This window comes from Serratia sp. KG1D (genome assembly GCF_037150675.1).
GTDB lineage: Bacteria > Pseudomonadota > Gammaproteobacteria > Enterobacterales > Enterobacteriaceae > Serratia > Serratia nematodiphila.
On record NZ_JBAGIH010000004.1, the window covers coordinates 193,579 to 217,445 of the forward strand.

General features: G+C 62.5%; 18 protein-coding genes. 4 read left to right on the forward strand and 14 right to left on the reverse strand.

The features are described from left to right. Positions 1–94 precede the first annotated feature (94 nt). Both mgtA and WFM45_RS19035 read left to right on the forward strand, forming a co-directional pair. On the forward strand, positions 95–2,803 hold the full coding sequence (gene mgtA, locus WFM45_RS19030; RefSeq protein ID WP_336956859.1) for a magnesium-translocating P-type ATPase: 2,709 nt from the start codon (positions 95–97) through the stop codon (positions 2,801–2,803). A 267-nt stretch (positions 2,804–3,070) separates the two neighbouring features. Continuing rightward, positions 3,071–5,461 carry a beta-N-acetylhexosaminidase gene (locus tag WFM45_RS19035; protein WP_336956860.1) on the forward strand — a complete coding sequence of 797 codons (2,391 nt, stop codon included), beginning with the start codon at positions 3,071–3,073 and terminating at the stop codon, positions 5,459–5,461. A gap of 29 nt (positions 5,462–5,490) precedes the next feature. Here WFM45_RS19035 and WFM45_RS19040 read toward each other — a convergent pair whose 3' ends face one another. The 9 genes from WFM45_RS19040 to argF form a co-directional block, all read right to left on the reverse strand. Next, positions 5,491–6,219 (reverse strand): proteasome-type protease, encoded by a 729-nt coding sequence (locus tag WFM45_RS19040; RefSeq protein WP_015376453.1) that lies wholly within the window; start codon positions 6,217–6,219, stop codon positions 5,491–5,493. Positions 6,220–6,294: 75 nt separating this feature from the next. Next, positions 6,295–7,089, reverse strand: a complete 795-nt coding sequence (locus tag WFM45_RS19045; RefSeq protein WP_336956864.1) for a transglutaminase family protein — start codon at positions 7,087–7,089, stop codon at positions 6,295–6,297. Next, on the reverse strand, positions 7,086–8,012 hold the full coding sequence (locus WFM45_RS19050) for an alpha-E domain-containing protein (RefSeq protein ID WP_004933382.1): 927 nt from the start codon (positions 8,010–8,012) through the stop codon (positions 7,086–7,088). The genes WFM45_RS19045 and WFM45_RS19050 overlap by 4 nt, the downstream gene beginning before the upstream one ends. Next, a complete protein-coding gene (locus WFM45_RS19055; protein ID WP_336956868.1) occupies positions 8,006–9,442 on the reverse strand; it encodes a circularly permuted type 2 ATP-grasp protein in 1,437 nt (478 codons plus the stop codon). The genes WFM45_RS19050 and WFM45_RS19055 overlap by 7 nt, the downstream gene beginning before the upstream one ends. Before the next feature lie 260 nt (positions 9,443–9,702). Next, entirely contained in the window at positions 9,703–10,089 is a 387-nt protein-coding gene (gene ridA / locus WFM45_RS19060; protein ID WP_015376455.1) for a 2-iminobutanoate/2-iminopropanoate deaminase, read from the reverse strand. 98 nt (positions 10,090–10,187) lie between these two features. Then, positions 10,188–10,652: an aspartate carbamoyltransferase regulatory subunit gene (pyrI, locus tag WFM45_RS19065; protein WP_004933377.1), complete on the reverse strand. Its 465-nt coding sequence runs from the start codon at positions 10,650–10,652 to the stop codon at positions 10,188–10,190. 12 nt (positions 10,653–10,664) lie between these two features. Beyond that, positions 10,665–11,600, reverse strand: coding sequence for an aspartate carbamoyltransferase (gene pyrB / locus WFM45_RS19070; RefSeq protein ID WP_019453297.1), 936 nt, complete (start codon positions 11,598–11,600; stop codon positions 10,665–10,667). A gap of 298 nt (positions 11,601–11,898) precedes the next feature. After that, positions 11,899–13,467, reverse strand: a complete 1,569-nt coding sequence (locus tag WFM45_RS19075) for an ABC transporter substrate-binding protein (RefSeq protein WP_336956872.1) — start codon at positions 13,465–13,467, stop codon at positions 11,899–11,901. Between the two features lie 195 nt (positions 13,468–13,662). Beyond that, a complete protein-coding gene (gene argF, locus WFM45_RS19080; protein ID WP_004933372.1) occupies positions 13,663–14,682 on the reverse strand; it encodes an ornithine carbamoyltransferase in 1,020 nt (339 codons plus the stop codon). Between the two features lie 162 nt (positions 14,683–14,844). Here argF and rraB point away from each other — a divergent pair, with 162 nt between their 5' ends. Beyond that, a complete protein-coding gene (gene rraB, locus WFM45_RS19085) occupies positions 14,845–15,270 on the forward strand; it encodes a ribonuclease E inhibitor RraB (protein ID WP_004933365.1) in 426 nt (141 codons plus the stop codon). 179 nt (positions 15,271–15,449) lie between these two features. After that, the gene (gene miaE / locus WFM45_RS19090; RefSeq protein WP_015376459.1) at positions 15,450–16,214 is read left to right on the forward strand and encodes a tRNA isopentenyl-2-thiomethyl-A-37 hydroxylase MiaE; all 765 of its coding nucleotides are present in this window, start codon (positions 15,450–15,452) and stop codon (positions 16,212–16,214) included. Between the two features lie 15 nt (positions 16,215–16,229). Here miaE and WFM45_RS19095 read toward each other — a convergent pair whose 3' ends face one another. The 5 genes from WFM45_RS19095 to pepA form a co-directional block, all read right to left on the reverse strand. After that, positions 16,230–17,837: a GMC family oxidoreductase gene (locus WFM45_RS19095; RefSeq protein WP_336956876.1), complete on the reverse strand. Its 1,608-nt coding sequence runs from the start codon at positions 17,835–17,837 to the stop codon at positions 16,230–16,232. Positions 17,838–18,065: 228 nt separating this feature from the next. Then, positions 18,066–18,569, reverse strand: a complete 504-nt coding sequence (locus WFM45_RS19100) for a GNAT family N-acetyltransferase (protein ID WP_099032696.1) — start codon at positions 18,567–18,569, stop codon at positions 18,066–18,068. 199 nt (positions 18,570–18,768) lie between these two features. After that, positions 18,769–21,645 carry a valine--tRNA ligase gene (locus WFM45_RS19105; RefSeq protein ID WP_085337511.1) on the reverse strand — a complete coding sequence of 959 codons (2,877 nt, stop codon included), beginning with the start codon at positions 21,643–21,645 and terminating at the stop codon, positions 18,769–18,771. Between the two features lie 12 nt (positions 21,646–21,657). After that, positions 21,658–22,107: a DNA polymerase III subunit chi gene (locus tag WFM45_RS19110; protein WP_015376463.1), complete on the reverse strand. Its 450-nt coding sequence runs from the start codon at positions 22,105–22,107 to the stop codon at positions 21,658–21,660. 231 nt (positions 22,108–22,338) lie between these two features. After that, on the reverse strand, positions 22,339–23,850 hold the full coding sequence (gene pepA / locus WFM45_RS19115; protein WP_004933352.1) for a leucyl aminopeptidase: 1,512 nt from the start codon (positions 23,848–23,850) through the stop codon (positions 22,339–22,341). Positions 23,851–23,867 lie beyond the last annotated feature (17 nt).

The following is a 23,867-nucleotide window of genomic DNA, read 5'->3' on the forward strand; positions in this document are numbered from 1 at the left end:
GGCAGAGGCTTTTTGGCGCACCCGCCATCCGCCCGGCCGATGACGATCCCCGTTTACCCGCTGCCGTGAGGCACCGGGCGACGAGGTGCGAACCATGAAACTGAAAAAACTCCCCCGTCAGCTGCTGGGCCTGTTCGCCCGCGGCCTCCCGCGCCGTTTGGTGCGCCGCGACAGCCTGCTGGACGGCGTCGGCGGCGCTGCGCGCGATATGCCTGCCGGCCTGGCGCAGCAGCGGCTGGAATGCGCCGCCGCAGAGACGATGCAGCTGTTTGAGCGTTTTCACAGCCACCCGGAAGGCATCACCGCCCATGAGGCGGAACAGGTGCGCCAGCGCTGCGGCGAGAACGTCATCGACGATCAGCAGAAAGAGGCCTGGTGGCAGCACCTGTGGCACTGCTACCGCAACCCGTTCAACCTGCTGCTGACCGCGCTCGGCATGATCTCTTACGCCACCGAAGATCTCACCGGCGCCTTGGTGATCGCGTTGATGGTGCTGATCTCCACGTTGCTGAACTTCATCCAGGAGGCGCGCTCCAACCGGGCGGCCGATGCGCTGAAGGCGATGGTGAGCAACACCGCCACGGTGATCCGCAGCGACGCGCACACCGGCAAGAGCGAACACGTGGAGCTGCCGATCGCACAGCTGGTGCCGGGCGACATCATCAAGCTGGCGGCCGGCGACATGATCCCGGCGGATCTGCGCGTGCTGTCGGCCAAGGATCTGTTCATCAGCCAGGCGGCGCTGACCGGCGAATCGCTGCCGGTGGAGAAATCCGCCGCGCCGCAATTGTCGGCGGCCGATCCGCTCGACTGCCAGAACCTGTGCTTCATGGGCACCAACGTGGTCAGCGGCACCGCGCTGGCGATGGTGATCGGCACCGGCGGCGGCACCTATTTCGGCCAGCTGGCGCAGCGCGTCACCAGCCAGGATGAGCAGCCGAACGCCTTCCAGAGCGGCATCAGCAAGGTCAGCTGGCTGCTGATCCGCTTTATGCTGGTAATGACGCCGATCGTGCTGCTGATCAACGGCTACACCAAGGGCGACTGGTGGGAGGCGGCGCTGTTCGCGCTGTCGGTGGCGGTCGGGCTGACGCCGGAAATGCTGCCGATGATCGTCACCTCGACGCTGGCCAAAGGGGCGGTGAAACTGTCGCGCCAGAAGGTGATCGTCAAACGGCTGGACGCCATCCAGAACTTCGGCGCCATGGATATTCTGTGCACCGACAAGACCGGCACCCTGACCCAGGACAAGATCGTGCTGGAGCGCCACACCGATGCGTTCGGCGCCGGCAGCGAGCGGGTGTTGCGCTACGCCTGGCTGAACAGCTTCTACCAGACCGGCTTGAAAAATCTGCTCGACGTGGCGGTGCTGAGCTGCGCGGAGCAGAATCGGCAGCCGGAGGCGCTGCAAAATTACCGCAAGGTGGATGAGATCCCGTTCGATTTCGTGCGCCGCCGCATGTCGGTGGTGGTGGCCAAAGACAACGAGTATCACGAGCTGGTGTGCAAGGGCGCGCTGGAAGAGATGCTGGCGATTTGCAGCCACGTGCGCCACGAAGACGAGGTGATCCCGCTCAGCGAGGCGCTGCTGGTGAGGATCCGCCGCATCACCGACGATCTCAACCAGCAGGGGCTGCGGGTGGTGGCGGTGGCCAACAAGATCCTGCCGGCGCAAACCCATGAATACGGCGTGGCGGACGAGTCGGATCTGATCCTCGAAGGCTACGTCGCCTTCCTCGATCCGCCGAAGGAGAGCACCGCACCGGCGCTGGCGGCGCTGAAACAGAACGGCGTCACGGTGAAGATCCTCACCGGCGACAACGAGCTGGTGGCGGCCAAAGTGTGCCGTGACGTCGGGCTGGAGGCCGATCATCTGCTGCGCGGCAGCGAGATCGAGCAGATGGACGACGAGCAGCTGGCGCAGGCGGCGGCGCGCACCACGGTGTTCGCCAAGCTGACGCCGCTGCATAAGGAGCGCATCGTCAAACTGCTGCGCCGCCAGGGGCACGTGGTGGGCTTTATGGGCGACGGCATCAATGACGCGCCGGCGCTGCGCGCGGCCGACATCGGCATCTCCGTCGATTCGGCGGTGGACATCGCCAAGGAAGCGGCGGACATCATCCTGCTGGAAAAAAGCCTGATGGTGCTGGAGCAGGGGGTGATCGAAGGGCGCCGCACCTTCGCCAACATGCTGAAATACATCAAGATGACCGCCAGCTCCAACTTCGGCAACGTGTTCAGCGTGCTGATCGCCAGCGCCTTCCTGCCGTTCCTGCCGATGTTGCCGCTGCACCTGTTGATTCAGAACCTGATGTACGACATCTCGCAGATCGCCATCCCGTTCGATAACGTCGACGACGATCAGATCACCCAGCCGCAGCGCTGGAACTCCGCCGATCTGGGGCGGTTTATGGTGTTCTTTGGGCCGATCAGTTCAATCTTCGACGTGCTGACCTTCAGCCTGATGTGGTGGGTGTTCAAGGCCAATACGCCGGAAATGCAGACGCTGTTCCAGTCCGGCTGGTTCGTGGAAGGGCTGCTGTCGCAAACGCTGATCGTGCACATGATCCGCACGCGCAAAATTCCGTTTATCCAGAGCCGCCCGTCCTGGCCGCTGTGCATCATGACGCTGGCGGTGATCGCCACCGGCATCGGCCTGGTGTTCTCGCCGCTGGCCGGCTTCCTGCAGCTGCAGGCGCTGCCGCTCGCCTACTTCCCGTGGCTGGTATTGATCCTCGCCGGTTACATGGTGCTGACCCAGTGCGTGAAAGGCTGGTTCGTGCGCCGCTACGGCTGGCAATAACCCGTTCGCCCCCTCCGGGCGGGAGGGGGCAACTGTGATCCCGTCCGCTTTTTCACCGCAACGGTTGGACATCTGTTCTGTGCTGAGTCTTTATCTACAGCGTTGGCTGTTTTCCCCTGCGCCTTTCAAGCCACCGCGTTGTTGGCTGTACGCCCGCCCCCCAGTTACTTAGCAGACCTAAGCGCCTGGGGATGCGGGCGCTTGCCGCCTAGCGGTGGTTTGAAATTCATTGGGGATATTTTGTTTTTTTCCTCTGAGGAATTTCCGATGCACAGACCTTTCCGTTATACGCTACTGGCTTCATCGTTATGGTTTTCTTGCGGCGCGCTGGCGCAGCCGGCGGGTGATCTGCCGCTGATGCCCTGGCCGCAGCAGGTGGACGTGACGCAACCGGCGGGCAAACTGATTTTGGATCACCGGCTGTCGTTAAGCCTCCAGGGCGATGATTTGGGCGACGCGCTGCCGCGCTGGCGCCAGCGCATCGAGTTGCAGACCGGCTGGACGCTGGCGCCGAGGGAAGAAGCAAACGGCGCGGCGATCAAGGTGGTGATCAAGGATCGGGTGGCGGCGCAGCCGCTGCCGGGCAGCGATGAGAGTTACCGGCTGGCGGTCACGCCGCAGGGCGCCACGCTGACCGCCAACACCCGCTTCGGCGCGCTGCGCGGCATGGAGACCCTGCTGCAGCTGCTGCAGACCGACGGGCAAAACACTTTCCTGCCATTGGTGGATATTCGCGACGTGCCGCGTTTTCCGTGGCGCGGCGTGCTGCTGGATTCGGCGCGCCATTTCCTGCCGCTGCCGGACATTTTGCGCCAGCTTGACGGCATGGCGGCGGCCAAGCTCAACGTATTCCACTGGCACCTGACCGACGATCAGGGCTGGCGCTTCGCCTCCGAGCATTACCCCAAATTGCAGCAGCAGGCCAGCGACGGCCAGTTCTACACCCGCGAGCAGATGCGGCAGGTGGTGGCTTACGCCACGGCGCGCGGCATTCGCGTGGTGCCGGAGATAGACATGCCGGGGCACGCCTCCAGCATCGCGGTGGCCTATCCCGATCTGATGAGCGCGCCGGGGCCGTATCGCATGGAGCGCGAGTGGGGCGTGCATAAGCCGACGCTCGATCCGACCCGCGACGAGGTTTATCAGTTTGTCGACACGATCGTCGGCGAACTGGCGGCGATCTTCCCCGATCCTTATCTGCACATCGGCGGCGACGAAGTGGACGCCAGCCAGTGGCGGGCGTCGCCGTCGATACAGGCGTTTATGCAGCAGAACGGGCTGGCGGATACCCATGCGCTGCAGGCCTACTTCAACCAGAAGCTGGAAAAGATCCTCGAGAAGCACCAGCGGCAGATGGTCGGCTGGGACGAGATCTATCATCCGTCGCTGCCGCGCTCGATCGTCATTCAATCCTGGCAGGGGCAAGACTCGCTGGGCGCCAGCGCGCAGGATGGCTATCAGGGCATTCTCTCCACCGGTTTCTATCTCGATCAGCCGCAAAGCACCGCCTATCACTACCGCAATGAAATTCTGCCGCAGCCGCTGGGGGTCGAGACGGCGGTGCAGCCCGGCGAGCAGGCGCAAAGCTGGCGTTTCAGCATGCCGCGCCTGAAGGGCAGCGCGGTGGAAGGCAGCTTCACGCTGATCGAGGGCAAGCAGGGCTGGCGCGGCTTTATCGATTTCAACGGCAAATCGCGCCGCGCGGTGCACGATATCGTCTGGCGCACGCCGCAGCAGGTGACGTTCCGCGTAGATACCTGGATGGGCGACACACGGCCGGTGTTCACGCTGCAACAGGACAAGCTCAGCGGCTATACGTTGGTCGGCAACGTGCGTTACCCCACCAGCGGCGACAAGCTGGCGGCGGCGCCGGCGGGCAAGATGCCGGTGGTGCCGGATGAGAAGGGGCAGGCCAAGATCCTCGGCGGGGAAGCGGCGCTGTGGGCGGAAAACGTGCGCGCGCCGCTTCTCGATCTCAAGCTGTGGCCGCGCGCTTTTGCAGTGGCGGAGCGGCTGTGGTCGGCGCAGGACGTCACCGATGAAAGCAACATGTACCGGCGGCTGGCGGCGATCGACGCCTGGTCGGTGGTGTCGGTCGGCCTGCAGCAGCACGCGGAAACGGCGCGCGAATTCACCCGGCTGAGTAACAGCGTGCAGATCATGCCGCTGCAGATCCTGGCCGAGGCGGTGGAACCGGCGCAGTATTACACCCGCCAGCACCTGAAGTTCCAGGCCGGCAACTATCATCAGTTCGAACCGCTGAATCGCTTTGCCGATGCGCTGCCGCCGGAGAGCGAGGCGGTGCGCGAGATGCATGCGCAGGTCGCGGCTTTGCTGAAGGATAAGCGCGATAAGGCGGCGGCGCAGGCGCTGCGCGAACGGTTGCAGCGCTGGCAGGCGAACGGCGCTGCGCTGCAGACGGCGATCGCGGGCAACCGCGCGCTGCGGGAGCTGGCGCCGGTGGCGCAGGACGTCGATGCTTTGGCCTCGCTGGGCTTAACGCTGCTGGAGCGGTATCAGCAGGACAAACCGCTGAGCCGAACCGAGGCAGAACAAGCGCAGCGCCGGCTGGATGCGGCGGCGCAGACGCGCGACGAAGTGGTGATTGCGGCGGTGTACCCGCTGGAGGCGCTGCTGCGGGGGCTCCAGCCGCAATGAGGCGGACGGGCTCGTGTGAGCCCGGAACCCTACAGCTGCAGCGGCGGCAACTGGGTGAAAATGCTGACCAGCCCTTCGCCCCAGCCCTTGCGGATGGCGCTGAAGTACGGATGATCTTCGGTAATGCGGTATTGCCGGGCATGGCTGAAGCTGTCGCGCGGGTAGATCATCACGTCGAGCGGCAGCCCGACGGACAGGTTGCTGCGTAAGGTTGAATCCAGTGAAATCAGCGCGCATTGCATCGCTTGTTCCAGCGGCGTGTCGTAGTGCAGTACCCGGTCGATGATCGGTTTGCCGTATTTGCTTTCGCCTATCTGAAAATAGGGCGTGTCGCGGGTGGCTTCGATAAAATTGCCTTGCGGGTAGATATGGAACAGCCGCATCTCTTCCCCGCTAATTTGGCCGCCGAGCAGCAGGTTGCAGCTGAAATCGGTGGTGCTGCCGCTTTGCTGCGCCTCGCTGTCGCGCTGGATCACCTCGCGCACCGTTTCCCCCACCAGCGTGGCGGCGTCGTAGAGGCTGGGAGCGTTGAGCAGGTTGGGGCGTTCGGCGTCCTTGCTGCGGTGCAACAGCAAACTGATGATGCTCTGGGTGGTCGCCAGGTTGCCGGCGCTTTGCAGCACCAGCGTGCGATCGCCGTCCTGTTGGAACACGTGCAGTTTGCGGAAGGTGGAAATATGATCCACCCCGGCGTTGGTGCGCGAATCGGACGCAAAGACCAGCCCGGACGACAAACGCATGGCCACACAGTAGGTCATACTACAATCCCTCAAAACAAGACCGGCACGCCGCCAACGCGCAGCGTGCCCGAAACATTTTCCATCGGCAAGCGGCTACTGGCCGGTTGGCATCATTTGTACGGCGGCGATGGCGCTCATGTCTTCGCAGCCGCCGCCCAACCGCATGCCGCGCACCGGGCAGGCGTCCAGATAATCGATGCCGACCGCCAGCTTAAGGTGCTGATTTGGCATGCGCGTATTGTTGGTCACGTCGAAGCTGTGCCAGCGTTCCTCCACCCACACTTCCGTCCAGGCATGGGTGGCGACATGGGTCGAGTCTTCGCTGTACAGGTAGCCGCTGACGTAGCGCGCCGGGATGTTCAGGCTGCGGCAGCAGCTCAGGAAGACATGCGTATGATCCTGACACACGCCGCTGCCGGCGGCGAACGCCTCGGCGGCGCTGTCTGTCACGCGCGTGGAGCCTGGGCTGTAAGGCATCTTCAGCAGCAGCTCGCCCATCAGATGTTCCAGGCCGCTCAGCACCGCCTGCGGTTGATGATAACGCAGGGCGAAGGCCTGAATGGCGTCATCGGGCTGGGTCAGCGGGCTATGACGCAGAAATACCAGCGGCGACAGATGCCCGAGCGCCCGATCTTCGACGCCGTCTTCAATCTCCACTTCCCCGAGCACCCGAATGGTGATGGCCTGATGCGGTTCATCGAGCGTCAGCACGTGCAGTACGTTGCCGAAGGCGTCGGTGGTGCGCACCGCGTCATCCGGCAACGACAGTTGCCAGGAGAGGATGCGCTGATGCGGCGAATCCTGCGGCGTCAGCCGCAGATATTGGGTGCTGCGCTGCACCGGCTGGGCGTAGCGATAATGGGTGTTGTGCTCAATATTCAGTTTCATTGCGCCTCCAGATAAGTGTGATGGATGCTTTCGGCGATGCCGTTCACCTGGCCGAGAAAGGCGCTCAACCACTCGCCCAGGCCGATCTTGTTCAGATCCTTCATGCTGCTGAAGCGCAGCTCGGCATGCAGGGTGTGCGCCAGACGTCGCGGTTGGTTGGCGCCGCCGCCGATCAGTTCCAATTGCTGCACCATGTCGCCGACGCAGGCCAGCAGTGAACGCGGGATTTCATTGCGCAGAATCATCAGTTCGGCGATGGTCTCGCGGCTCAACGGCTGCTTGTAGATGCTGTGGTAGGCTTCGCGCGCGCTCACTGCCCGCAGCAGCGTGTCCATGCGGTAATATTCGCGCACCGGGTCGCCGTCGATGTCCATCAGCGTGTTCTTCACCTCCAGCAGACGGGCGGTGCCGTCGGCCCGCTCCAGCAGGGTGCCGAGACGGATAAAGCGCATGGCGTCGCTGCGCAGCAGCGTGCCGAACATGGCGCCGCGAAACAGATGGGCGCGCTCCTTCACCCAGTCGAAGAAGGCATCGGCGCCCACCGAGCCGATGCCCTGGCGGCGGATCAGTTTCATCTCTATCCAGGTGGCGTTGATGCACTCCCAGACTTCGGATGACAGGCTGCCGCGCACCGCGTGGGCGTTGTTCCAGCCCATTTGCAGGCAGCTGAAGATGCTGCTGTGGTTGCGGTTGTCGAGCGCGAAGAAACTGACCAGATTCGGCATCGTCAATTCCGGGTAGGCGGCGGCATACAGCTGGCCGGTGCCGGTCAGATTGAGCGGCACCTGCAGATCCTGATCGCCGCCGTCGCGGATCGGCATCATCGACAGCTTGTTGGTGACGTCCAGCACCCGGGCGATGCTTTCCGCCCGCTCCAGATAGCGGGCCATCCAATAGAGTTCACTGGCGGTGCGGCTCAGCATAGGTCGTCCTCCAATACCCAGGTGTCCTTGGTGCCGCCGCCCTGCGACGAGTTCACCACCAGCGAACCTTCCGCCAACGCCACCCGGGTCAGGCCGCCGGGCACCAGGCGGATCTCCGCGCCGCTGAGGGCGAACGGCCGCAGATCGATATGCCGCGGCGCCAGACCGTCGTTGACGAAGGTCGGGCAGGTGGACAGCGCCAGCGTGTTTTGCGCGATGTAATTCTGCGGGCGCGCCAGCAGCAGCGCGCGGAAGCGGGCGAGCTCGTCCTTGCTCGCCGTGGGGCCGATCAACATGCCGTAGCCGCCGGCGCCGTGCACCTCTTTCACAACCATCTGTTCGAGGTTGGCCAGCACGTACGACAGCTCGTTCTTATGTCGGCACTGCCAGGTTGGCACGTTGTTGAGGATCGGTTCCTCTTGCAGGTAGAAGCGCACCATATCCGGCACGTAGGGGTAGATCGATTTGTCGTCGGCCACGCCGGTGCCGATGGCGTTGGCCAGTACCACATTGCCGGGGCGATACACCGACAGCAGCCCCGGTACGCCGAGCATCGAGTCCGGCCGAAACGCCAGCGGATCGAGGAAGGCGTCGTCCACCCGACGATAGATCACGTCCACTTTGCACGGCCCGGCGGTGGTGCGCATGAACACCGCGCCGTCCTTGACGAACAGATCGGCGCTTTCGACCAGCTCCACCCCCATCTGCTGCGCCAGGAAACTGTGCTCAAAATAGGCGCTGTTGAAGCGGCCCGGCGTCAGCACCACCACGGTGGGATCGTTGATGGGCGAGCTTTCGCGCAGCGTTTGCAGCAGGTGCGACGGGTAGCGCTCCACCGGCGCGATGCGTTGCCGGGCGAACAGTTCCGGATAGAGACGCATCATCATTTTGCGGTTTTCCAGCATGTAAGAGACGCCGGACGGGGTGCGCAAGTTATCTTCCAGCACGTAGTATTGGCCGTCGCTGTTGCGGACCATGTCCACGCCGACGATATGCGCATAGATATCGCGGTGCAGATCAACGCCTTGCATACAGGGTTGATACTGATCGTTGGCCAGCACCTGCTCCGCCGGAATGAGGCCGGCCTTCAGAATATGCTGCTGGTGGTAAATGTCATGCAGGAAGGCATTGAGCGCCTGTACGCGCTGGCGAATGCCGCGATCGAGCATCGCCCATTCGGCGGCCGGAATAATGCGCGGCACGCTGTCGAACGGGATCAACCGCTCGGCGCCGTCATCGTCGCCGTAGACGTTGAAGGTGATGCCCACCCGGTGAAACAGCAGCGCAGCCTCTTCCCGCTTGCGTTGCACGGCCTGGTGATCGGCCTGCTGCAGCCATTGCCAGTAGGCGTCGTAGTGGCCACGGTGTTTTCCCTCAGCCAGAAGCATCTCATCAAAAAACGGTGAAGCGGAAAGATTGATATTCAGCATCGTCACCTCGTCGACATTGCAGGCTGTCAATCAATCGAGCATAAAACGTGCCAAGGCGATAACGGGCGAAAATGGCGCAGAGCGGGGCTGCCGCGGCGAAAAACGCCCGTTTGCGGTGCAGGCGCGGCGTAGCGACGCCTTAATATAGGGCGAAATGGCGGTGGCGGTGAGCGCTGAAGGCGCAGGGACGGCAGGCTGTCGGGGCAGAGCAGAAATAAAAACGGCCAGCCGAAGCTGACCGTCATTCGCGTGCGCGTCGATTAACGACGCACGGCGATGGCTTCGATTTCGATCTTCACGTCTTTCGGCAGACGCGCCACTTCCACGCAGGAACGGGCCGGGAACGGCGCGCTGTGCTCGGTGAAGAAGGCTTCGTACGCGGCGTTGACGGTGGCGAAGTCGTTCAGGTCTTTCACGAACACGGTGGTTTTCACGATGTCGGCAACGCTCAGGCCGGCGGCTTCGACGATCGCTTTGACGTTTTCCAGCGACTGGCGCGCCTGAGCGGCGACGTCGTCGGCGACGGCGCCGGTTTTCGGATCGACCGGGATCTGGCCGGAAGTGATGATCATGCTGCCCAGATCAACGCCCTGCACGTAAGGACCAATGGCTGCCGGGGCGAGTTCAGTGCTGATGTTACGTGACATGTTTTCTCCTGATAAACGAGGATTGTTCTATCCAGAAATCCCATTATAGGGCGTCACCGGGAGAATAACAGCGCCATCTCCCGGCACCCATACCGGGCTTAGTCGGCCTGCAGCACCACCTGGTGCTCGAACTCTTTTTCGCAGTAGCGGCACTTCAGGTGCACTTCGCCGCCGCGCGATTTGACGCTGAAGCTCGACGCCACCGGCTCGCTGCGGCTGATGCAGTTGCCGTTCGGGCAGGTCAGCACCCCGTCGATGTGGTCCGGCAGGCTAAGGGTTAGCTTGCGCACCACTTCATAGTTGTCGATGCGGTTCACCGTGGCCTTCGGCGCGTACATCGCCAGCTGGTTGGCCTGCTGCTCGGTCAGGAAGGTGTTCTCGATCTTGATCAAATCCTTGCGGCCCAGCTCGTTGGAAGGCAGGTTCAGGCCGATGGTGATGCGCTGGTCGGTGGCGGTCAGCTTGAACAGCGTCAGCAGTTTGAAACCGATCTGCGCCGGAATGTGGTCGATCACCGTGCCGCATTTGATCGCTTCGACCTGCAGTTTGTTGTCGTGAGTCATGGCGGTTCCCCCTTAAAGAGCCAAATCAGCGTTGAGCACCAGCGCCAGCAGCGCCTGGCGGGCGAAGATGCCGTTGCCCGCCTGCTGGAAGTAGTAAGCGTGCGGCGTTTTATCCACGTCGGTGGCGATCTCGTCGATGCGCGGCAGCGGGTGCAGCACCTTGAGGTTGGCGCGCGCGCCGGCCAGATCCGCGGCGCGCAGCACGAACTGCGCCTTCACGTTGGCGTACTCGGACGGATCGAGGCGCTCTTTCTGCACCCGGGTCATGTAGAGAATATCCAGCTCCGGCACCACTTCTTCAATGCTGCCGTGCAGGCTGTACTCGATGCCTTTCTCGTCCAGCATTTTCAGGATGTAGGCCGGCATCGCCAGCGCGTCCGGGGCGATGAAGTAGAAGCGGTTGCCTTCGAACTTGGCCAGCGCCTGAGTGAGCGAGTGCACGGTGCGGCCGTACTTCAGATCGCCGACCATGGCGATGCTGAGGTTGCTCAGGCGGCCCTGGGTTTCCTGGATGGTGAACAGATCCAGCAGGGTTTGGGTCGGGTGCTGGTTGGCGCCGTCGCCGGCGTTGAGCACCGGCACGTTGCCGGAGAACTCCGAGGCCATGCGCGCCGCGCCTTCCTGCGGGTGGCGCATCACGATGGCGTCCACGTAGGTGCTGATCACCGAGATGGTGTCGGCCAGGGTTTCGCCTTTCTTGCCGAGCGAGGTGTTGCTGCCGTCGGCGAAACCGACCACCGAGGCGCCGAGGCGGTGCATCGAGGTTTCGAACGACAGGCGGGTACGGGTCGAGGCTTCAAAGAAGCAGCTGGCGATCACCTTGTGTTTCAACAGCTCCGGCTGCGGGTTGGCTTTCAGACCGGCGGCGGTGCGCAGCACCAGCTCCAGATCCTCGCGGCTGAGATCGTTAATAGAGATGATGTGTTTGTGATACAGCGGGTTGGCCATTTTTCACTCCTCCTCGACGCGTGCCCGTGGCGCGGGACTTTGGGATATTCTCAAGGCAAAAAAAAGCCCCTCAATGAGGGGCTTGAAAAGATCGGTTTAGCAACAGGAGAAACAACGGCAGCTGGCCGCCGATAGGCAGTCGGTTTTGTCGATTGCGGCTAACAAAACAAACGTCGTTTTTCATGCTTTCTCCTGGCAAATTGTGGCGCATTATACTCGCGCTTTTCGCCACTGCAAGCGTTAAAACGCCGTTTTTTGCCGCCCCGCAATCGATTGGCCGGCGATGGCCGCTCGCCGGCTATTTGCTGACGCGATCGTAGTAGACCATGTCGGCGTTCAACCCTTGTTGATAGCCTTTGACGTTGTCGCGCAGCACCACTTCGGTTTTAGCCTGATCGATAAACACGTACGGCGAACTGCGCTGCAGCTCCTGCTGCATGGCGGTGTACAGCGCGCGGCGCTTGGCCGGATCGGCTTCGGCCAGCGCCGCCAGCGTCTGCTTATTCAACTGCGGGATCTGCCAGCCGTTCAGCCCGGCCACCGTACTGCTCTTGCCGTCGTTGTAGGCAAAGGCGCTGGCGTTGGAGTGAGCGTCGAAATAATCCGGGATCCACAGGCGGATTGCCGCCTGATGCTGCCTGGCGCGCACGCGGGAGTAAACCTGGCTGCCCGCGGCCGGCAGCAGCTCGATCTTCACGCCGGCGGCGGCGAAGCTGCCCTGCAGCGCCTGCGCGATGGTGATGAACGGCGGTTTGTTCTCTACGTCCAGCGTAAAGGCGGCGTGGGTGATCCCCGCCTTGGCCAGGATGGCTTTCGCCTTGGCCGGATCGTAGCTGAACGGGTTGGTCTCCAGCGCGCCCGGCAGCCCGACCGGCAGGAAGCTCTGGTGCACGAAGTATTGTCCCTTCAGCAGATCCTTCGTGATGCCTTGATAATCCACCAGGTAGCGCGCCGCTTCCCAGAAGGCCGGGTTGCTCAGCAGCGGATTGGCGCCGTTGCCGGTGTTGAACACCAGATAGTTTTGCTCGGCGGACGGGATCTCCAGCACCTTGACGCCGGGCTGATTCTTCAGCGTTTCGGTCTGGTCGGCGCCCAGTTCGCGGGCGATATCGGCGTCGCCCTGCTGGAGCAGCAGGCGGCGGGTAGCCGGGTCCGGCACGTTTTTAATGATGATGTTTTTCAGCTGCGGCTTGTCGCCCGGTGAGGTGGGGTTGGCGTCCAGCACGATCGCCTGATGCGGCTGATAGACGCGCATCTTGAACGGGCCGCTGCCGGCGGAGTTCATCTTCAGCCAGGCGTTGCCGAAGTCGCCGTCTTTGACGTTGGCCAGCGCCGCTTTGCTGTCGACGATCGAGGCGATCGGCGTCGAGAGGATATTCAGCGCCACCGCCGGGCTGACGTCCGCCGTCCAGCGCAGCTGCACGGTATGTTCGTCGATCTTCTTGAGCTGCGCGTCGATGTTGTCCGGCTGCCAACCGAGCACGTTGAGGATGAACGCCGGCGATTTGTTCATCTTGACCGCGCGGCTGTAGGAGAAGATCACGTCGTCGGCGGTCAGCGGGTTGCCGGAGGCGAACGCCGCCTGCGGCCGCAGTTTCACCGTCAGCGTTTTGGCCGCCGCATCGCTTTGCCAGCTTTCCGCCAGCACCGGCGCCACCTTGGCCGGATCGTCGCGATCCGCCTGCACCAGCCGCTGATACAGGCTGGGCACCGTCTGGATGCTGGAGAGTTCGTTGGCTTCCGCCGGATCGAGGCTGACGATGTCATCCAGCGATTGCACCACCACCAGCGTATTCGGCGGCGTGGCGGCTAACGCGGCGGCGGGCAGGGCGGCGAGCAGGAACAGCGGCAAGAGTTTGGCTTTCATCGGTGTATATCCCCTGAAGGCACCACAAGGTGGCGCTGAGAACGGTTTGTTATCGTTGGTTTTTACGGCGCGGGCGCCGTCGGCCTGTCACGGTAGAACCTTTACCGGTGGTGGGCAAAGGTCAATGCGCTATTTGATATTCCTGGAATATATTAGCCGCCCTGGCCGGGGGCGCCAGGGCGGAGGGGGGGATTGTCAGAGGGTTTCGCTCAGCGTGGCGACCAGCACCGCTTTGATGGTGTGCAGCCGGTTTTCCGCCTGATCGAACACCACGCTGTGCGCCGACTCGAACACCTCGTCGGTCACTTCCATGCCGCCGTGCAGATCGTACTGCTGCGCCATCTGCTTGCCGAGCGTGGTTTGGTCGTCGTGGAACGCCGGCAGGCAGTGCAGGAACTTCACGTTTGGGTTGCCGGTCAGCTTCAGCATCGCCATGTTGACCTGATACGGCCGCAGCAGCGCGATACGCTCCTGCCAGGTCTCTTTCGGTTCGCCCATCGACACCCACACGTCGGTGTAGAGGAAGTCGGCATCTTGCACCCCTTCGGCGATGTCTTCGGTCAGGGTGAGTTTCGCGCCGGTTTGTTGCGCCAGCGCCTGGCACTCGGCCACCAGCTCCGGCTGCGGCCAGCAGGCCTTCGGCGCCACCAGCCGCAGATCCATGCCCGCCAGCGCGGCGGCTTCCAGCAGCGTGTTGCCCATGTTGTTGCGCGCGTCGCCGACGTACGCCAGCTTCACTTCACTCAGCGCCTTGCCCGGCAGGTGTTCCTGCACGGTGAGCAGATCCGCCAGCAGCTGAGTAGGGTGGAACTCGTCGGTCAGGCCGTTCCACACCGGCACGCCGGCGTGCTGTGCCAGGGTTTCCACCAGCGCCTGGCCGTAACCGCGATACTGAATACCGTCGTACAGGCGGCCCAGCACCCGGGCGGTGTCTTTCATCGACTCTTTATGGCCGATCTGGCTGCCGCTCGGGCCGAGATAGGTCACCTGCGCGCCCTGATCGAATGCGGCAACTTCGAAAGAGCATCGCGTGCGGGTCGAGTCTTTTTCGAAGATGAGCGCAATGTTTTTGCCCTGCAGCCGGCGCTGTTCCTGCCCCAGCTTTTTGGCCTGTTTCAGATCGGCCGCCAGCTTCAGCAGCGCCTGCAGTTCGGCGGGGGTGAAATCCATTAACCTCAGAAAGTGACGTTGGTAGAACGCATTGCCGGTGCTCATAGTCCGATTCCCTGATTGTGTAATTGAATTAAAATTCACTTTATATGTATGAATATTCAATTTCAACCCCGGCGAGGAAATCTTTCACGTTTATCGTGGAAGCAACGTCGGCGGTGTGTGAAAATAGAAGGAATGAAGGCCATTTGACTTGAGGATATAGGCATGGCAAACCGCGAATTGCTGGAAGAACAACGTGAAGAGACCCGCCTGATCATCGAAGAGCTGCTGGAAGACGGCAGCGATCCGGACGCGCTCTACACCATCGAGCACCATCTGTCCGCCGAGAAATTTGAGGTTCTGGAGCAGGCCGCCGTTGAAGCCTTCAAGCTGGGCTACGAAGTGACCGACGCCGAAGAGCTGGAAGTGGAAGACGGTTCGCTGGTGATGTGCTGCGACGTGATCAGCGAAGTCGGCCTGAACGCCGAACTGATCGACGCCCAGGTCGAGCAGTTGGTGGCGCTGGCGGAACGCTGCGGCGTCAACTACGACGGCTGGGGCACCTACTTCGAAGATCCGAACGGTGAAGACGGTGAGGATGACGAAGACGGCGACTACATCGACGAAGACGACGACGGCAAACGCCACTAATTCCTTTCCGATTAATGCCTGTGGGCCGGCTCTCGCCGGCCCCTGATATCCCCGTCGTCTTTCAAGCTGCAGCGTTGTTGGCTGCACTCTCTCACCCCGGTCACTTACCTGAGTAAGCTCCTGGGGATGAGTGAGCTGGCCGCCTAGCTGCAACTTGAAATACATAGGGCAATGACGCCATGACATACCAATCCCTGCTAGCCCCGATTTTAAGCTTCCTGCACTGTGAAACTCCCGACGCCTGGATCGACGCCGCGCGCCGTCCGGAAAACCTGCAGCTGTTGCTGACCGACCACCTGGTGTGCGAGCTGAAAGCCGCGCAGACCGGCATGTGGCTGATCCGCCGTTACGTGGCGGACAAAGAGAGCGGCGACGCGCTGTTGGCGCTACTGCGGCCCTACGAGGCGTTTCTGCACGAGGCGCAGGGCGCGCCGGACACGCTGTTCCGCCAGGGCCAGTTCACCCGCAAGATCCTGCCGAAAAACGGCTCGGCCTACGGCCAGGATCTGGCGGATCGCATGGTGCTGTTGATCAAGGAAGAGCTGCATCACTTCTCGCAGGTGCTGGAGATCATGCAGGCGCGCGGGATCCCGTATCGCAAGATCACCGCCAGCCGCTACGCCAAGGGTATGATCCGCGAGATCCGCACCCACGATCCGGCGACGTTGATCGACAAACTGATCTGTGGCGCCTACATCGAAGCGCGATCCTGCGAACGCTTCGCCAAGCTAGCGCCGCATCTGGACGACGAGCTGAACCGCTTTTACGTCTCGCTGCTGCGATCCGAAGCGCGCCACTATCAGGACTATCTGACGCTGGCGGAACAGATCGCCGGCGGCGACATCAGCGAACGGGTGGCGCATTTCGGCCGCCTCGAAGCTGAACTGATCCTGTCGCCGGACAGCGAACTGCGCTTCCACAGCGGCGTGCCCGCCGCCGCCTGAGGTTGAGGCGCGCCCTTACTGCGGCGCGCCCAGCAACAGATCCACCGCCTTTTCCGCCAGCATGATGGTCGGCGCATTGGTGTTGCCGCTGGTGAGCTGCGGCATCACCGAGCAGTCGATCACCCGCAGCCGTTCAAAACCGTGCACCCGCAGCTGCGGATCGGTCACCGCGTCCTGGGGCGACGGCCCCATGCGGCAGCTGCCCACCGGGTGATACACCGTCTTGCAGAAGTTGCGCACGAACTCCTCCAGCTGCGCTTCGTCGCGTGTCCACTCCGGCTGCGGCATCAGCAGAGCTTTGATCAGCGGCTTCAGCGCCGCGGTTTGCAGGAAATCCAGGCCGAACTTCACCGCGCGCACGCTGCCGGCCAGATCGTCCGGGTGGCCGAGGTAGTTGGCGTGCAGCTTGACCGGATCGCGCGGGTTGCTGCTGCGCAGCAGCACTTCGCCGCGCGCCTTCGGCTGCAGGTAACCGACCTTGAGCGTGAAGCCGTGAATGTTCGGCAGCGGCTCGCCGGGCACGTCGTCCCAGCTGTCCAGCAGCGGCAGGAAGTGGATCTGCACGTCCGGCCGGCCGTCGCCCTGGCTGTCGGTGAAGGCGGCGCCTTCCAGCACGTTGGACGAGAGCACCCCGCTGCGAAACGCCAGCCACTGCGCGCCGTGGCTCAGCGCCTGCAGGCCGCGATCGGCGCCGAACAGGCTGATCGGCTCGCGGGTGCTGACGTTGATCGACATGTGCAGGTGGTCGTGGAAGTTTTTGCCTACCGGCAGATCCGCCCGCACCTCGATGCCCAGTTGCTGCAGGTGGTCGCGCGGGCCGATGCCGGACAGCATCAGCAGCTTCGGCGAACCGACCGCGCCGGCGCTGACGATCACCTCTTTGGTGGCGCGGGCGGTCACTTCCGCGCCGCCATTCTGGCTGTAGACCACGCCGGTGGCGACGTTGCCCTCGAAGGTCAGCCGATGCGCCAGGGTGTTCAGTTTCACCACCAGCCGCCGTTCGTCGCGCACCGCCTTCAGGTAGGTGCGGGCGGTGCTGGCGCGCTCGCCGTTGTGGGTGGTGGTTTGGTAGAAACCGACGCCGTGCTGGCTGTCGCCGTTGAAGTCGTTGCGATAGGGCAGGTTCAGCTCCTGGCCGGCGCGGATAAACGCCATGCTGAGCGGATGGCGGTAGCGGTTTTCGCTGACCGGCAGCAGCCCGTCGGCGCCGTGGTAGTCGTCCGACAGGCTTTCGTTGGCCTCGGCGCGTTTGAAGTAGGGCAGCACCTCGCGGTAGCTCCAGCCGGCGCAGCCGTAGCGCTCGGCCCAGTCGTCGTAATCCTGCGGCTGGCCGCGCAGGTAGATCATGCCGTTGACCGAACTGCTGCCGCCCAGCACCTTGCCCTGCGCGATCTGCATGCGGCGGTTATTGGCGTGCGGTTCCGGCTCCGTCTCATAAGGCCAGCTCTTTTTGGCGATGATCTTGGCCACCCCGGCCGGCATCTTGATGAACAGGTTATTGTCGTCGCCGCCGGCTTCCAGCAGCAGCACCCGCGCCTGGGTGCGGCGGATCAGCTGCGCCGCCAGCACGCAGCCGGCGGAACCGGCGCCGACGATGATGTAATCAAAGGTATTTTCCGACATGACAGCTCTCCGTGCGCGATTGGGATACTGGCAGAGTAACGCGGGGGAAAAGGCGGTCAATTTGCGATCGTTAATTTATTAACGAACTTCACATTAAATTTACATATCGGTTTTTAACGTCAGTTTATCTGCTTGAAAAACGGCGTTATAGCGAGTTTTACTGATTGATTGCGATATTAATAAAAAAGGCGCAGCAAGCTGCGCCCTGATGAAGAGGCGGGGGGAGGATTACAGCGTTTTCAGCATGGTGACTTCACAATCGACGTGGCCGGTGGCGCCCATCGCGTGGTCGATGTGTTCGAAGCCCAGGTGTTCGTACAGCGCGACGGCCTGCGTCAGGCTGGCGGTGGTCTCGAGGTAACAACAGCGGAAGCCGTGCTGGCGGGCGAAATCCAGCGCCTGCAGCGCCAGGCGTTTCGCCAATCCCTTGCCGCGCAACACCGGCAGGAAATACATCTTCTGCAATTCGCAAATATCGTCTGCGCCGCCCTGCAGCGGCGCGATGCCGCCGCCGCCGGCGACCTGGCCGTCCATCTCGATCACCCAGTAAGCGCTGCGCGGCAGGCTATAGAGCTGATACAGGGCATCCAGGTTGGGATCGGAGACGGTATAGCCTTTATCCGCCGTCAGGCCGTGCTCGGCGGAGACTTCGCGAATGACGTGAGCAATGGCGGCATTGTCTTCCGCCGTGATGGGGCGCACCAGCAGGCGCGCCGGAGTTGCTGTTGTCATGTTTACACTCGCCATTGAAAGAGACCACGTTCGTTTTTCGTTTTTATCGCAGCGCGAAACGCGCCGGGGGTTATTTCCCGGCGGCGTCCCTGCAGCAGTAATATCTTGTAATAACATCTAACCCGGCCCGGATGCAACGGCGATAAAAAAACAGCGGGGAAGACCCCGCTGTTTTCAGGCGTTGGCGTGAGCCGGTGGATTACAGCGCGGCGATGGTCGCCTGCTGTTCCTGCAGCTTCACTTTGCCTTCTTTGCAGGCCGCCAGGCGATCGCGCTCTTTGGCGACCACCGCTTCCGGCGCGCGCGCCACGAAGCCTTCGTTCGCCAGCTTGCCTTCGATCGAAGCGATTTCCGCATCCAGCTTGCCCATCTCTTTGGCCAGACGCGCGATCTCGGCGTCCTTGTCGATGAAACCGGCCATCGGGATCAGCAGCTCGGCGCCGTCCACCAGCTTGGTGACGGAGACCGGGCCTTTCTCACCGGCCGGCAGCAGCGCGATGGATCCCAGGCGCGCCAGGCGGGCGATAAAGCTTTGGTTCTCCTGCACACGGCGCTGGGCGTCGGCGCTGCAGTTGCGCAGCAGCACGTCGAGCGCTTTGCTTGGCGCGATGTTCATCTCGGCGCGGATGTTGCGCACGGCGATGATGGTTTGCTTGATCCACTCCAGATCGTTCAGCGCCTGCTCGTCTTCCAGCGCGGCGTCGTAGGCCGGGAACGGCTGCAGCATGATGGTGTCTGCGGTCGTGCCGGTCAGCGGCTTCACGCGCTGCCAGATGGTTTCGGTGATGAACGGAATGATCGGGTGCGCCAGGCGCAGCAGCGCTTCCAGCACGGTGATCAGCGTGTGGCGGGTGCCGCGCTGTTCCGCTTCGCTGCCGTTGCTCACCACAGGCTTGGTCAGCTCCAGATACCAGTCGCAGAACTGGTTCCAGGTGAATTCGTACAGGATGTTGGCCGCCAGATCGAAGCGGTAGGTATCCAGCGCTTCGCGGTAGGCTTTCACCGTGCGGTTGAATTCGGCCAGGATCCAGCGATCCGCCAGCGACAGCACTTTCTCGCCGCCGTTGAAGCCGCAGTCGTGCGCTTCGGTGTTCATCAGCACGAAGCGGCTGGCGTTCCACAGCTTGTTACAGAAGTTGCGGTAGCCTTCCAGGCGCTTCATGTCCCAGTTGATGTCGCGGCCGGTCGAGGCCAGCGCCGCCAGGGTGAAGCGCAGGGCGTCGGTGCCGTGCGGCTCGATGCCGTTCGGGAATTGCTTCTCGGTGCGCTTGCGGATCTTCTCCGCCAGCTGCGGCTGCATCATGTTGCCGGTGCGTTTTTCCAGCAGATCTTCCAGCGAGATGCCGTCGACCATGTCCAGCGGATCGATCACGTTGCCTTTCGACTTGGACATCTTCTGGCCTTCGTCGTCGCGGATAAGACCGGTCATGTAGACGGTCTTGAACGGCACCTGCGGCTTGCCGTTTTCATCCTTGATGAAGTGCATGGTCAGCATGATCATGCGCGCGATCCAGAAGAAGATGATGTCGAAGCCGCTGACCATCACGCTGGTCGGGTGGAAGGTTTTCAGCGCCTCGGTCTGCTCCGGCCAGCCCAGGGTGGAGAAGGTCCACAGGCCGGACGAGAACCAGGTGTCCAGCACGTCTTCGTCCTGGGTCAGCACCACGTCGGCGCCCAGGTTGTTCTCGCTGCGCACTTCTTCTTCGCTGCGGCCTACGTAGACTTTGCCGTTCACGTCGTACCAGGCCGGGATGCGGTGGCCCCACCATAGCTGACGAGAGATGCACCAGTCCTGGATGTCGCGCATCCAGCTGAAGTACATGTTTTCGTACTGCTTCGGCACGAACTCGATTTGGCCCTGTTCGACCGCTTCCACCGCCACTTTGGCCAGCGGCGCGGTGCGCACGTACCATTGGTCGGTCAGCATCGGCTCGATCACCACGCCGCCGCGGTCGCCGTAAGGCACCGTCAGGTCGTGTGGTTTAATCTCGTCCAGCAGGCCCAGATTTTCGAAGGCGGCAACCACCGCTTTACGCGCCGCGAAGCGCTCCAGGCCACGGAACTCGGCCGGGATCTCGTTGCAGTAGTCGGTGCAGACTTCGCCCAGGGTGTTGAACACTTCCGCTTCCTGACGGATGTCGCCGTCGAAGGTCAGAATGTTGATCATCGGCAGGCCGTGGCGTTTGCCGACTTCGTAGTCGTTGAAATCGTGCGCCGGGGTGATCTTCACGCAGCCGGTGCCTTTTTCCATATCGGCGTGTTCGTCGCCGACGATGCGGATGCGGCGGCCGACCAGCGGCAGAATGATCTCTTTGCCGATCAGGTCTTTATAGCGCGGATCTTCCGGGTTGACCGCCACGCCGGTATCGCCCAGCACGGTTTCCGGACGGGTGGTGGCGACCACCAGATAGTCTTTGCCCTCGGCGGTTTTCGCGCCGTCGGCCAGCGGGTAGCGCAGGTGCCACATGGAACCTTTGGATTCGCGGTTTTCCACTTCCAGATCGGAGATGGCGGTGCGCAGCTTCGGATCCCAGTTCACCAGGCGCTTGCCGCGGTAGATCAGATCTTCTTTGTGCAGACGGACAAACACTTCGCGCACCGCGTTCGACAGGCCTTCGTCCATGGTGAAGCGCTCGCGCTCCCAGTCCACGGAGTTGCCCAGACGGCGCATCTGGCGGGTGATGGTGCCGCCGGATTCCGCTTTCCACTGCCAGATCTTATCGATGAACGCGTCACGGCCGTAGTCGTGGCGGGTTTTGCCTTCTTCTGCGGCGATCTTGCGCTCCACCACCATCTGGGTGGCGATGCCGGCGTGGTCGGTGCCCGCCTGCCACAGGGTGTTTTTACCCTGCATGCGCTGATAGCGAATCATGGTGTCCATGATGGTCTGCTGGAACGCGTGGCCCATGTGCAGGCTGCCGGTGACGTTCGGCGGCGGGATCATGATGCAGAAGCTTTCCTGGCTGGTATCGCCGTTCGGCTTGAAGTAACCCTGATTCTCCCAGTGATCGTACAGCTTCTGTTCGATCTGTTTTGGGTCGTATGCGGTATCGAGCTGACTGTTTGTCTTTTCCATTCTTTATCGTATTCAGTGAGTTGGCGGCGTAGCCGTGGTCAAATGGAAGCCGACGCTGCGATAGGCCTTGTAACGGTCGCGCGCCAACTGTTTCAGAGTGTCTTCGTAAGGAACGAAGTCTACCACTTCATGGAAAGCGGTAGCAAAATCGGCAAACTGCGGCAGCAGGGCGATCAGCAGATCGCGCGGGGCGTTGCCGCGCTTGCCGGGCCAGCACAGTTCCACCGGCGCGCCGTAGTGCGGCCCTTCGCCGGCCAGGTTGTGCGGCACGAATTCATGCGGCTCGCGCTGCCACAGCGCTTCGTCCAGCCGCTGGGCCTGCTCCTGGCTCTCGCAGGCGATCAGCACCCGCTTGCCGGTGCGCCAGCGTTCGGCGGCAACGGCGCAGGCCACGGCCTCATGGGCGCTGAGCGCGCCTGACGGTTCCGCGTTGTCGAGCAAATAAAACGTCGCCTGTTTCATTAAGGATCCACCGCTGCCGATAAAAAAACAGGGCACAACATGTAGGTTGCGCCCTTTTTGGGAACGGAGCAGATAACTCTACCCCTTCGCTGCTGAGAGGATTATATACCCAATAGATTTCAAGTTGCAGCTAGGCGGCAAGTTCGTTCATCCCCAGGAGCTGACATCAAGTCAGTGACTGGGGTGAACGAATGCGGCCAACAACGCTGCGGCTTGAAAGATGAAGGGTATTTAATCGTCGCCGTTCAGGCCTGCACGGTTGAGCAAGAACTGCGACAGCAGCGCCACCGGGCGGCCGGTCGCGCCCTTGGCTTTACCGGAGCGCCAGGCGGTGCCGGCGATATCCAGGTGCGCCCAGGTGTACTTGCGGGTGAAGCGCGACAGGAAGCAGGCAGCGGTGATGGCGCCGCCAGGGCGGCCACCGATGTTCGCCATGTCGGCGAAGTTGGAGTCCAGCTGCTCGTAGTACTCGTCGGCCATCGGCAGGCGCCAGGCGCGGTCGCCGGCCTGCTCGGAAGCGCCCAGCAGCTCGTGCGCCAGCGGGTTGTGGTTCGACATCAGGCCGGTGATGTGGTGGCCCAAAGCGATCACGCAGGCGCCGGTCAGGGTGGCGATGTCGATCACCAGCTCCGGCTCGAAGCGCTCGACGTAGGTCAGGGTATCGCACAGCACCAGACGGCCTTCGGCGTCGGTGTTGAGCACCTCGACGGTCTGGCCGGACATGGTGGTCAGCACGTCGCCCGGACGGTACGCCCGGCCGCCCGGCATGTTTTCACAGCCGGCCAGCACGCCGATCACATTCAGCGGCAGGTTCAGCTCCGCCACCACGCGCATCACGCCGTACACGGTCGCCGCGCCGCACATGTCATATTTCATCTCGTCCATGCCGTCGGCCGGTTTGATCGAGATGCCGCCGGAGTCGAAGGTCAGCCCTTTGCCTACCAGCACGATCGGCTTAGCGTCCGGATTTGGGTTGCCCTTATATTCCATCACCGACATCAATGATTCGTTCTGCGAACCGGCGCCGACCGCCAGATAGGCGTTCATGCCCAGCTCTTTCATCTGCTGTTCGCCGATGACGCGGGTGGTGATGTTGGTGCTGAAGGCGTCCGCCAGTTGGCGGGCCTGCGAGGCCAGGTAGCCGGCGTTACAGATGTTCGGCGGCATGTTGCCGAGATCTTTGGCCGCCTTGATGCCGGAAGCCACCGCCAGGCCGTGCTGAATCGCGCGCTCGCCGCTGGTGAGCTCACGGCGGGTCGGCACGTTGAACACCATTTTGCGCAGCGGACGACGCGGCTCCACCTTGTTGCTTTTCAGCTGATCGAAGGTGTAGAGCGTCTCTTTGGCGGTTTCCACCGCCTGACGCACTTTCCAGTAGGTGTTGCGGCCTTTCACGTGCAGTTCGGTCAGGAAGCAGACCGCTTCCATCGAGCCGGTGTCGTTGAGGGTATTGATGGTTTTCTGGATCACCTGCTTGTATTGGCGCTCATCGAGCTCGCGCTCTTTGCCGCAGCCGATCAGCAGGATGCGCTCGGAGAGAATGTTGGGCACATGGTGCAGTAGCAGCGTCTGCCCGACCTTGCCTTCCAGTTCGCCACGGCGCAGTAATGCGCTGATATAACCATCACTGATTTTGTCGAGTTGTTCTGCGATAGGGGACAGGCGGCGCGGTTCGAAAACGCCGACTACAATACAGGCACTGCGCTGTTTTTCCGGGCTACCGCTTTTTACACTGAACTCCATGCACTCTCCTGAATCTT

Coding starts and splice junctions, on each gene's coding strand:
- mgtA (WP_336956859.1), top strand. CDS start 95: ATGAAACTGAAAAAACTCCCCCGTCAGCTGCTGGGCCTGTTCGCCCGC.
- WFM45_RS19035 (WP_336956860.1), top strand. CDS start 3,071: ATGCACAGACCTTTCCGTTATACGCTACTGGCTTCATCGTTATGGTTT.
- WFM45_RS19040 (WP_015376453.1), bottom strand. CDS start 6,219: ATGACCTACTGTGTGGCCATGCGTTTGTCGTCCGGGCTGGTCTTTGCG.
- WFM45_RS19045 (WP_336956864.1), bottom strand. CDS start 7,089: ATGAAACTGAATATTGAGCACAACACCCATTATCGCTACGCCCAGCCG.
- WFM45_RS19050 (WP_004933382.1), bottom strand. CDS start 8,012: ATGCTGAGCCGCACCGCCAGTGAACTCTATTGGATGGCCCGCTATCTG.
- WFM45_RS19055 (WP_336956868.1), bottom strand. CDS start 9,442: ATGCTGAATATCAATCTTTCCGCTTCACCGTTTTTTGATGAGATGCTT.
- ridA (WP_015376455.1), bottom strand. CDS start 10,089: ATGTCACGTAACATCAGCACTGAACTCGCCCCGGCAGCCATTGGTCCT.
- pyrI (WP_004933377.1), bottom strand. CDS start 10,652: ATGACTCACGACAACAAACTGCAGGTCGAAGCGATCAAATGCGGCACG.
- pyrB (WP_019453297.1), bottom strand. CDS start 11,600: ATGGCCAACCCGCTGTATCACAAACACATCATCTCTATTAACGATCTC.
- WFM45_RS19075 (WP_336956872.1), bottom strand. CDS start 13,467: ATGAAAGCCAAACTCTTGCCGCTGTTCCTGCTCGCCGCCCTGCCCGCC.
- argF (WP_004933372.1), bottom strand. CDS start 14,682: ATGAGCACCGGCAATGCGTTCTACCAACGTCACTTTCTGAGGTTAATG.
- rraB (WP_004933365.1), top strand. CDS start 14,845: ATGGCAAACCGCGAATTGCTGGAAGAACAACGTGAAGAGACCCGCCTG.
- miaE (WP_015376459.1), top strand. CDS start 15,450: ATGACATACCAATCCCTGCTAGCCCCGATTTTAAGCTTCCTGCACTGT.
- WFM45_RS19095 (WP_336956876.1), bottom strand. CDS start 17,837: ATGTCGGAAAATACCTTTGATTACATCATCGTCGGCGCCGGTTCCGCC.
- WFM45_RS19100 (WP_099032696.1), bottom strand. CDS start 18,569: ATGACAACAGCAACTCCGGCGCGCCTGCTGGTGCGCCCCATCACGGCG.
- WFM45_RS19105 (WP_085337511.1), bottom strand. CDS start 21,645: ATGGAAAAGACAAACAGTCAGCTCGATACCGCATACGACCCAAAACAG.
- WFM45_RS19110 (WP_015376463.1), bottom strand. CDS start 22,107: ATGAAACAGGCGACGTTTTATTTGCTCGACAACGCGGAACCGTCAGGC.
- pepA (WP_004933352.1), bottom strand. CDS start 23,850: ATGGAGTTCAGTGTAAAAAGCGGTAGCCCGGAAAAACAGCGCAGTGCC.